General features: G+C 60.7%; 11 protein-coding genes. 7 read left to right on the top strand and 4 right to left on the bottom strand.

The features are described from left to right. Positions 1–97 precede the first annotated feature (97 nt). The 4 genes from ABD720_RS18120 to ABD720_RS18105 form a co-directional block, all read right to left on the bottom strand. The gene (locus ABD720_RS18120) at positions 98–379 is read right to left on the bottom strand and encodes a FliH/SctL family protein (protein WP_344765497.1); all 282 of its coding nucleotides are present in this window, start codon (positions 377–379) and stop codon (positions 98–100) included. Between the two features lie 642 nt (positions 380–1,021). Further along, on the bottom strand, positions 1,022–1,741 hold the full coding sequence (locus tag ABD720_RS18115) for a pseudouridine synthase (RefSeq protein ID WP_344765496.1): 720 nt from the start codon (positions 1,739–1,741) through the stop codon (positions 1,022–1,024). A gap of 55 nt (positions 1,742–1,796) precedes the next feature. Then, positions 1,797–1,985, bottom strand: a complete 189-nt coding sequence (locus ABD720_RS18110; RefSeq protein WP_344765495.1) for a DUF1653 domain-containing protein — start codon at positions 1,983–1,985, stop codon at positions 1,797–1,799. Between the two features lie 28 nt (positions 1,986–2,013). Next, positions 2,014–2,433 (bottom strand): flagellar basal body-associated FliL family protein, encoded by a 420-nt coding sequence (locus tag ABD720_RS18105; protein ID WP_344765493.1) that lies wholly within the window; start codon positions 2,431–2,433, stop codon positions 2,014–2,016. 161 nt (positions 2,434–2,594) lie between these two features. Between ABD720_RS18105 and ABD720_RS18100 the strand changes: the two genes are divergently transcribed. The 7 genes from ABD720_RS18100 (at position 2,595) to kaiC (ending at position 10,275) form a co-directional block, all read left to right on the top strand. After that, a complete protein-coding gene (locus tag ABD720_RS18100) occupies positions 2,595–2,774 on the top strand; it encodes a hypothetical protein (RefSeq protein ID WP_344765491.1) in 180 nt (59 codons plus the stop codon). A 131-nt stretch (positions 2,775–2,905) separates the two neighbouring features. Next, positions 2,906–3,085: a CsbD family protein gene (locus ABD720_RS18095; RefSeq protein WP_344765489.1), complete on the top strand. Its 180-nt coding sequence runs from the start codon at positions 2,906–2,908 to the stop codon at positions 3,083–3,085. A gap of 174 nt (positions 3,086–3,259) precedes the next feature. Further along, the gene (locus ABD720_RS18090) at positions 3,260–5,224 is read left to right on the top strand and encodes an AsmA family protein (protein WP_344765487.1); all 1,965 of its coding nucleotides are present in this window, start codon (positions 3,260–3,262) and stop codon (positions 5,222–5,224) included. Continuing rightward, a complete protein-coding gene (locus ABD720_RS18085) occupies positions 5,221–6,759 on the top strand; it encodes a phospholipase D family protein (RefSeq protein WP_344765485.1) in 1,539 nt (512 codons plus the stop codon). The genes ABD720_RS18090 and ABD720_RS18085 overlap by 4 nt, the downstream gene beginning before the upstream one ends. Before the next feature lie 136 nt (positions 6,760–6,895). Further along, the gene (locus tag ABD720_RS18080) at positions 6,896–7,519 is read left to right on the top strand and encodes a glutathione S-transferase family protein (protein ID WP_344765484.1); all 624 of its coding nucleotides are present in this window, start codon (positions 6,896–6,898) and stop codon (positions 7,517–7,519) included. Between the two features lie 16 nt (positions 7,520–7,535). Beyond that, positions 7,536–8,213, top strand: coding sequence for a cupin domain-containing protein (locus ABD720_RS18075; RefSeq protein ID WP_344765482.1), 678 nt, complete (start codon positions 7,536–7,538; stop codon positions 8,211–8,213). Positions 8,214–8,463: 250 nt separating this feature from the next. Next, positions 8,464–10,275, top strand: a complete 1,812-nt coding sequence (kaiC, locus tag ABD720_RS18070; protein WP_344765480.1) for a circadian clock protein KaiC — start codon at positions 8,464–8,466, stop codon at positions 10,273–10,275. Positions 10,276–10,295: the final 20 nt, after the last annotated feature.

The following is a 10,295-nucleotide window of genomic DNA, read 5'->3' as shown; positions in this document are numbered from 1 at the left end:
ACCGGGTACGGCAAGAGGGAGGCCCGCAAACTCGCTACGCTCAGACAGTGCGGGCTTCTGATCCTCTTGCCGTACCCGGTTTTTGGCAGCGATCTTTTTATGCGGAATTCAAGGTCAAAACCAAGCCCAGCCTTGACGATTGAACGTTGGTTAGGCTCGCTTTGCGCGAGAAGGCTTCCTCGTCGATATCGACATCGACTTCAAAACCAACGTCAAAACCAACGTCAAAACCAACGTCAAAACCAACGTCAAAACCAACGTCAAAACCAACGTCAAAACCAACGTCAAAACCAACGTCAAAACCAACGTCAAAACCAACGTCAAAACCAACGTCAAAACCAACATCAAAACCAAAACCGACAAGGCTTTTACAAGTCATCTTTCTCGCGCAAAGCGAGCCCAACCATGATCGAATCACCAAGGCTGGGCTTGGTTTTGACGTTGAATTCCGCATAAAAGGCCGCTGCCAAATACCGTGTCCGGGCAGGGGACAAGAGGGCCGCACTGTCTGAGCGCAGCGAGTTTGCGGCCCTCCCCCTGACCGGGCACGGTATTTGGGAACCCGCAGGGCAGCGGTCTAGCGGTCGCCTTTTTCTTGGTTACTGCTTTTTGGCGAAGCAAAAAGAAGTGACCGGCTGCCGGGCCGCACCCGGCTTGGCTCCACGGAGCACAACCCGTTTTAGCTACCGCAGACCGCAGACCGCGTGTCGTGGCGACCCGCAAAGGAACCTGACGCATGTTGGGCTTTGCAGCCCAACCTACGAAACAGCGAAGCAAAAAGAAGTGACCGGCTGCCGGGCCGCACCCGGCTTGGCTCCACGGAGCGCAACCCGTTTTAGCTACCGCAGACCGCAGACCGCGCCTCGTGGCGACCCGCAAAGCAACCTGACGCATGTTGGGCTTCGCAACTACCAGTCGGTAGTTTTTTTTGGTGAAATTTTCAGGCAACGCCCACTTTGAAAGGGCTGGCTTCGCAGCCCAATCTGCACAACTGGCGGCGTCGTTGAGCGTGACTTCCGCGCTATTCCCCTGCCACCAGCAACGCCAGCTCCGCTGCATCGAGATAGCACCATTCGCCTTCTTCCAGCCCCAGCCCCGCCAGCGTGAGTCGCCCGATCGCTACCCGTTGTAATGCCGCGCAATGGTTGCCAGCGGCTGCCAGCATGCGTTTGACCTGATGGTATTTGCCCTGCTCCAGCACGATTTCGATGCGGTGGCTGTCGACTGCGCTGCAGCGTACTGCCGCCAGTGGTGCCGGTTCATCGTTGAGCTGTACGCCCGCCAGCAGCAGGGCCACCAGTTCCGGTGTGACCGGGTCGGCGGTGGTGGCGACATATACTTTCGGGATATGCGATTTCGGTGATGACTGGGTATGGATGAACGGGCCGTGGTCCGACATCAGCAACAAGCCGGTAGTGTCGTGGTCCAGCCGTCCGACCGGTTGCACGTCGCGCCAGGTGAACTGCTCCGGCAGGATCGTCAGCACGCCCGGATGATGGCTGGGCTTGCGCGAGCATTCGAAGTTGGGTGGTTTGTGCAGCGCCAGGAAGACGTGCTCGTGGAAGTCCCAGTCTTCGTCAAACAGCCTGAAGGTCAATCCGGTCGTGTCAAAGGCAGTGCGGTAGTCGTCGATCACGGCGCCGGCGACGGATACTTCGCCGGCGTCGATCAGCTGGCGGCACCATTTGCGGGTGCCGAATCCCTGCGATTGCAGGATGCGGTCCAAGGTCAGTTTTTTCATGGCCGGACTGTAGCAGAAGCGCCAAATGCCCGGCAACAAAAGCGCGTGCACATCGTCATGGCATCGGTGCAAAACGCGGCACCTGCACCCCGTCGATGTCGATCATTTCATGGAACACTGCAGCCGGTCGAATCCACAGCGAGCCGTCCGCGGCACGGTAGACAATCATCGGCGTCAGGTCGGCTTCCAGCGTGGCCGGGCCGATCAGCGTGTAGACGCCGCCTTTGTAATGGCGGTATTGCATGGCTCTCTCCTGAAGTTGGCGGGGGCGCTCAGACGTCGGTTTGCAGCAAGAAGTCGGTGAGCAATATCTGCTCGACCTTCCTGGTTTGCAGCCCCTGATTGACGATGTCCTTAAGCAGTAACTGCAGCGCCGCCAATCCGCCCGATTTACGGACCTGTTCAGGGTCGACCGAGCGCAGGGTGGTTTCGATCAGGGTACGCATCGCCGGCTGGTTCTTGGCGGCCCATTCAGTATCGTTCAGGGTGGTTTGTATCGCGATCCGGGTGCCCAGCGAATAGTCGTCCGTGCTGATGACCAGCGGACCGACGATGGCGTAATTGACGCGGGTATCTGCAACGGGCGTGCGTATCCGATAAAACCAGAGGGCAGCAAAGACCGCTACCAGCAACAGCAGGATCAGCGTGATCGCGATGTTGGTGAACCGGTTATCGGAATTGGGTTTGGCCATGGGGATGAATGTCGGTGAAGTGTGAGCAAGCGCACGTTGGGAAGCGACGCGACAGCGTATTTTACCGATGAACGGGTGACGCAAACCAATCGGTTTCAGGTTCGCTCACATTGTTCTGCATCACCCGCCCTGGTCACCCCAAGCCTGTCAAGGAACCCACCATGTTTCAACTTGCCATCCACCCGGTCCATGCCCATCGCGCCCCGGTGCCGGAAGAGGAACCGTTGCCCGGCGACGAGCCGGTTCCCGAGGGCGATCCAGCACCGCATCCGAATCCCGAAATCAAGGACCCGCCGATCGTGCCGGTCAAGAGCCGTGCTATCAATCGAACAAGTATGTGAAGCAGCGCACAGAAGCGGGGCCGCAGTCCCCGTATCGTTTGCAGCAACAGGAATCAACCTGCGCACAGACAAGCAATCAGTACCGTCGTGCCGCACGTCCTGCCACTTGACCAATTTTCAGGAGAATCAGCATGAACAAAGATCAGCTAAAAGGCGAAGCCAAAGACATCGCAGGCAAGGTACAGGAAGAAGTTGGCAAGCTGACCGGTAGCAAGGAACAGCAAGCCAAGGGTCTCGGCAAGCAAGTAGAAGGCAAGGCCCAAAAAGGTCTGGGCGATGCCAAGGAATTCATCAAGGACCAAACCAAGTAAGCTTGGCGGTCTTGCCTGACTGGCGAGCAAAGTGCCCGAAGTACGCAGCTCTGCGTATTTCGGGCATTTGTTGTTTACCTGGCGACGACTTCAGGATTGCCGGGTAGTTGCCCGAAGACACCATGCCTCCGGCATTACGTTAGACTTGCCATTTTCTTGCACTAAAGAACGCCGATGCAATCAGTTCGCAGAACCTCACGATTGGTAGTACGCGCAGCCATTGCAGTGCTGGTGCTACTCATTGTCGGCGCCATCGGAGCGTACTTCCTGTTCAATGGGCAGCGCTGGATCAGCCCGATCGAACAACGTCTGTCCGAGGCTAGCGGCCGCGAGGTCCGCATTGGTGCGCTGGAGTTGCACCTGCTGCCGATGCCCGGTATCGATGTGCGCAAAGTGACTGTCGCCAATCCCGCCTGGGCGCGCGCACCGCTGTTGCTGCAGGCCGAGCAGGTATCGGTACGACTGGCCGTGTGGCCGCTGTTGCTGGGGCAGGTGCACCTGCAAACGTTGACGGCGAGCGGCGTACAACTCGACCTCGACAGCGATGCCCGGGGCACATATAGCTGGACCCTGCCTCAGCGACCCCGCACCGGCGCCGGTCTGTCCGACCTGAGCCGGATGACCGCGCTGGATCTGCAGAATGTCGCGGTGCGCTACCGCAGCGCGCGCTTCGATGACGGCATCACCCGCATCGAGCGGTTGCACCTCGACACGCAGCCTGGCTGGCGCGCGGTGCGACTCGATGCGCTGCTCAAACGCGATAACCGCGACCTGATCGCCACGGCCCGGCTCGATGATTTATCCACGCTGTCGAATGGTCAGATCACGCTGCAGACCGGATCGGCGCGACTGATGCTGGACGGTCGCATGCCGTTGCAGGCGGTGCTGACCAACGCCGCTTTCAAGGTGCGGCTGGAGGCCGAGCGGCCCAACGACTTGCTGGCTTTTTTAAATATTCCTTCGCGCACCATCGCACCGATTGCACTGAGCGCCGACCTGCGCGAGTCCGGTGGCAAGATCAGCGCCACGGCCATCGATGGTCGATTGGGCAAATTGCAGGTCACCGGTAGCGCCCAGTTCGATCCGGCCAGTGCCAGACCAACGGTCGACGCGCAGTTGTCGATACCGCGTCTGGACTGGGTCCAGACTTTGACGGATGCGGGACGTCCGCCGCTGCCGCCGGCACCGCCCGGTGAACTGTTTCGCACGCATCTGTTTCCGTGGCGCGTGCTGGCGGCATTGACCGATTTTCAGGGCACCGCAGAGGTGCAGGTTGCCAGTCTTAAAACGCGTCCCGGCATTGAACTCACCAATGTCAGCACCCGCATGCTGCTCGACGGCGACCAGCTGCACGTCAGCGCGATCAAGGCCGGTCTGCTCGATGGCCACGCCAGCGCGGACCTGACCCTGTCGGCGCCATCCCGGCAGGCCCATCTCGACCTGCAATTGCACGACGTGTCCCTGCAAAAATGGATCGTCGCCACCGGCCATGCCGCGCCGCTGACGGGTGGTCCGATCCAGCTCACCGCGGTGGTCGATGCCAGCGGCGACTCGATGAAAGAGATGGCCGCGTCGCTCACCGGTCCGGTCAGTATCCGGCTCGGACCTGCCGTCATCACCAGCCGTACCGGGGCCGAGGCCGAGGCGTTGCTGACGGGTCTGATACCGCTCTTTTCTGTCCGTGACGAAAACCGGATTCAGCTCGATTGCGTCGGTGCCAACCTTGCCTTTGCGCGTGGCCGCGCCAGTGCTGATCAACTGGTGGGTGCGCGCAGCCAGGCCAGCCAGTTGCTCACTGGCGGCGCCATCGACCTGCGCCAGCAAACGCTGGATCTGCGTGGCCGGGTACGCGCCCGATCCGGGATCAGCCTCGGCCTGTCGGCGCTGGCTGGTGATGTCAGCATCACCGGCCCGCTGGTCAAACCGCAAATAAAGCTCGATCCGGTTGGCACGCCGTCTGCACTGGGCAGGCTCGGTGCGGCGATTGTCACGGGTGGCCTGAGCATCGTCGGCACGGCGCTGTGGGATGGTGCCAATCCCGGTACCGATCCTTGCAAGGCGGTGTTTGCCGACAAGCCACGCGCCGCGGCCAAAACCACTGCCAGAGCGCACCAGACCGGCGACAGGGCGGTGCCGTGAAGCCGTCCTTTTTCGCGACGTTGGCGCTGCTGCTCGTGCTGTCCGGCTGTGTCGCGCTGCCGGCCAATGACCACCGGGTTGCGTCGGTTGCGTTCGACAAGCCGCAGGACACGCTGCTCGGCCAGGTGGTTCAGGCCTCTCTGCCACCGAATGCACTGTCGGGTTTTCGTTTGTTGCCTACGGGCGGCTATGCGTTCGATACCCGGGTCGCTCTAGCGCGCCGGGCCCAGCGTTCGCTCGACCTGCAGTACTACCTGTTTCATGACGATGAGGCCGGCCGCGCGCTCGGACACGAAGTGCTTGCCGCCGCCTTGCGCGGTGTGCGCGTGCGCATCCTGCTCGATGACATCGCCACCGAGGGCAGGGATGAGATGCTGGCACGGCTATCGGCCCATCCGAATCTCGAAGTGCGGGTGTTCAATCCGTTTGCCGGCGGACGCAACCGTCTGTTCACGCGCGCACTGGCCTCGATCGGCGACTTCGGCAGGGTCAATCACCGCATGCACAACAAGTTGTTCGTTGCCGACAATGCGATGGCCATCACCGGCGGGCGCAACATTGGCAATGAATATTTCATGCAAGGCATGGCCAACAATTTCATTGATCTCGATGTCTTCGCAGCGGGCGCAATCGTGCCGCAGCTCTCGGTAGTGTTCGACCAGTTCTGGAACAGCGACTATGCCTATCCAATCAGCGCCTTTGCCCGCTTCCGGCTCAGTGACGATGAGCAGTCGCCCCAGACGGAGAAAGCGCATTCGCTGGTTGCGACCGAGGTCCCCGACCCGCTTGGATACGGGCCCCTGGCAGACGAAATCGATCGCGGCAAACTGGCGCTGGCCTGGGCCAGTGCCACCGTGGTCGCCGATTCGCCCGACAAGGTGGCTGGGTTGACCGAGCAAAGCAGCAACGACACCGTCACCAGCAACGTCGTGCGCCTGATGCAAAGTGCGCAGTCCGAGGTGACGGTAATTTCGCCCTATTTCGTTCCTGGCAAGGTTGGTATTGCCGCAATGCAACGTCTTGCCGACCGTCACATTCGCATGGTCGTGCTGACCAATTCGCTGGCGGCCAACGATGCACCGCTGGTGCATGTCGGCTACGCCAAATACCGGCGCCAGATGCTGGCGCTGGGCGTGCATTTGTACGAACTCAGTCCGGTGCGGGCACGCCAGCGCGGACATCTCGACCTGTTCGGTTCATCCCACGCCAGCCTGCATGCCAAAGTCGTGATGGTAGACCGGCGACGCCTGTTCATTGGCTCGCTGAATCTGGATGCCCGTTCGGCGCGCACCAATACCGAAATGGGACTGGTGATCGACAGCCCGGCGCTGGCCGGTGAACTGGTCACCCTGATGCAGGCCGACCACGATGAAAGTTCGTATCGCTTGCGCCTGTCGGCGAAGACCGGCGACCTCGAATGGGTGGCCGTCGACGATGGCGTCGAAGTCATTTACACCAGCGAGCCGGACGTCGGTGCCTTGTTCGCCTTCGGGCTGTGGCTGATCGCGCCGCTGGCGCCGGAAGACCTGCTGTAAGGCGGCATCGGGCAGCAATTGCCGTCCGATACGCGCCTCACACGATCCTTGTACACTCCGTTGGCCTGGCAAAAATACCGCCAGCCGCAATCCCATGCAGCCCCATACAGTCCCCCCTCATCACGGAGAAACTCCCATGAAGATTTACGATTTCAAAGGCTTCCCGAATCCCGCCCGCGTGCGCATCGCCCTCGCTGAAAAAGGCATGACCGACCGGGTCGAATTCGTCTCGGTCAATGTCCCTGCCGGAGAGCACAAGCTGCCCGCATTCGTGGCCAAGAACCCGTCCGCCGCCGTGCCTGTGCTGGAACTCGATGATGGCACCACGATCGCCGAATGCACCGCCATTACCGAGTACATCGACAACATCGATGGCACCCCGACACTGACCGGCGTCACGGCCAAAGAGCGTGCCGTGATCCAGATGATGCAACGCCGTGCCGAAGCCGAATTGATGGATGCCGTCGGCACGTATTTTCACCACGCCACCCCGGGTCTGGGCGCGAAGATCGAGCTGTACCAGAACCGTGAATGGGGCGAAAAAAGCCGTGACCGCGCCATCGCCGGCATGCGGTATTTTGATCGCGTCCTGGGCACCCAGGCTTACCTCGCCGGCGAGAATTTTTCGATGGCCGACATCACCGCATTCGTCGGACTGGGTTTCGCCGATTTTGCCAAGATCGCCATTCCCGCCGATCTGCCGCATCTGCATGCATGGCGCGCGCGCATCGCTGCACGACCTGGCGTGATGGCGTCCTGACGCACTGACAGTGACCATGGAACTCAACGCCAATTTCACCCGACGCACACTGATCCATGCAGCGCAACTGCCGTGGATCGCCTCGCCGGTAGCCGGTATCGAGCGGCGCATGCTCGACCGCATCGGTGACGAAGTCGCGCGCGCCACCTCGATCGTGCGCTACGCCCCCGGGAGCCAGTTCACGGCCCATGTGCATGGTGGTGGTGAAGAGTTTCTGGTGCTCGATGGCGTCTTCAGTGACGAGCACGGCGACTGTCCCGCGGGCACCTATGTGCGCAATCCGCCGACCTCGCATCACACGCCGGGCTCACGGGCCGGTTGCACGATCTTCGTCAAACTCTGGCAATTCGATCCGGCCGACCGGACGCCGGTGCGCATCGCCAGCAGCGAGCGGGCGTATGTGCCGGCACCGGGGCAACCCGGGGTCGAGTGGCTGCCGTTGTTTCGTGACCAGCGTGAAGAAGTCCGGCTCGAACGCTGGGCTGCCGGCGCGGAGATCGTGCTGGCCTGTACCGCTCCGCTGGAGCTGCTGGTGCTCGATGGCGATTTCGCGGAGTGCGGTGATGTCCTGGTTGCGCAGTCGTGGCTGCGCTTGCCGGCGGGGGCGTCCTTGCGCGCGCGCGTTGGTCCGCACGGATGCCGCGTCTGGATCAAGAGCGGCCGCTTTGCTGATGCATTCATCGTGCCTGCCTGACACGATAGGCGGGCCACGCCGTCAGCGCGTTGCCTCCAGGTTTCCTACCCTCGGTATACCAAGTACGTCGACCAAGAAATCCGTACCAAAATGCGTGGCGTATTGATAATCTCGCGGAGGGGAACAACCAGATGGCTGCACGGTGAACACACCGGCTTGCCGTACGTCATTTTTGCTGTCACCAAGGGTGTCGAAAAGCATCTTTTGGCATAGCGAAATATGACGTAATTCGCGACGCAACAAGCGCCGCATGCACCGGAGGCGCAGAGTGCGACAGACCCGGCATACAGAAGATACGCAACAGAGTGAACACACAGTCGAGCTGGCGAAATGTCCAACCGGCATATGTGGATTCGACGACATTACCAATGGCGGCCTGCCCAAGGGGCGCCCGGCTTTGGTGTGTGGTGATGCTGGCTGCGGCAAAACGATTTTTGGTATGGAATTCCTGGTGCACGGTGCCTTGTCGTACAACGATCCGGGCGTGTTCGTTTCGTTCGAAGAGAGCGCTAGTGAGCTGGACCATAACTTTGCGTCGCTGGGATTCGATTTGCCGGATCTTGCCAGTCGTCACTTGATCAGCATCGATGCCGTGCTTTTCGATTCATCGGAGATCCGTGAGACCGGTCCGTACGATCTCGAAGGCCTGTTCATTCGGCTCGGCGAAGCGATTGACCAGCTCGGTGCAAAACGGGTTGTGCTGGATGCCATCGATACCCTGTTTTCCGGCTTGTCCAATACCGCCGTGTTGCGTGCCGAGCTGCGTCGACTGTTCCTCTGGCTGAAACACAAAGGCGTTACCAGCATCGTCACCTGCGAGCGCGGTGAAGGAGCGATCTCGCGCCACGGGCTGGAGGAGTACATCGCCGACTGTGTCATTTTTCTGGACCTGCGCATTCGCGAGCAGGTCGCGACCCGACGCCTGCGCATCATCAAATACCGTGGCAGCCGCCATGGTACCGACGAGTATCCGTTCCTGATCGACGAACAGGGCATCTCGATTCGGCCGGTGTCGGCACTGGGTTTGCAGTACGCGGTCTCCAGCGAACGGATGTCGTCCGGCATACCGCAGCTTGATGCCATGCTGGGCGGGCTCGGTTATTTTCAGGGCTCGTCGATCCTGATCTCTGGCACGACCGGTTCCGGAAAATCCAGCGTGGCGGTTGCTTTCGTCGATGCTGCCTGCCGGCGTGGTGAACGGTGCCTGTATGTTGCGTTCGAAGAATCCGAGCAACAGATCATCCGCAACATGCGCTCTATCGGGATCGATCTGGCGCCATGGGTGGAGCAGGGACTGCTGCGATTTTATGCGACACGGACGGCGCTGCACGGCCTGGAAATGCATCTGCTAAAGATCGATGCGCTGGTGAAAGAATTTGCACCACGCAGCGTCGTTGTCGATCCGATATCGAATTTCACGGCAGTCGGTTCCGGCAACGAGGCCAGGTCCATGCTCACGCGACTGATCGACTCCTTGAAACACGGCCAGATCACAGCCGTATTGACGGACCTGATCCACAGCGGAAATCCGCCGTACGCCACCAACCAGCAAATTTCTTCGCTGATCGACAGTTGGCTTTCATTGCAGGATTTTGAACACCAGAGCGAGCGCAACCGCGTACTGCAAATCCTAAAATCGCGCGGTATGGCCCACTCAAACCAGCTCCGTGAATTCATCCTCGATGGTCATGGCATCAAGCTCATTGATGTCTGTGTCGCGCCCACCGGCGTGGTCATCGGTACCGCACGCGTTGAGCAGGAAGCCCAAGGGAAGGCCCGCAGACTGAGCGCCCAACGCGCCGTGCAGCGCAAGCTGCGCGAACACAAACGTCAGCGCGAACAGATGGAAGCCAACATTACGGCGATGCGGGCCGAATTCGACGACACGACGGCCGAACTGACCGCGTTGTCCGACGAGGCGATCGCCATCGAGCATGCCTTGATGGCCAGCCGCGAAGCCAGCGTGCATGGTCGACAGTTTGATGCGGCGCCGATTGTCACGTCCGGCATCGCCGATGCCACTAGTACCGGTGCCAAGTCGGTGACGGGGTCGGACCCATGAACGATTCAATTACTGCACGC

The sequence above is a fragment of the Actimicrobium antarcticum genome (genome assembly GCF_039536745.1).
In the GTDB taxonomy this organism is placed as follows: Bacteria; Pseudomonadota; Gammaproteobacteria; order Burkholderiales; family Burkholderiaceae_D; genus Actimicrobium; species Actimicrobium antarcticum.
This window is presented reverse-complemented; position numbering and strand designations above follow the sequence as displayed.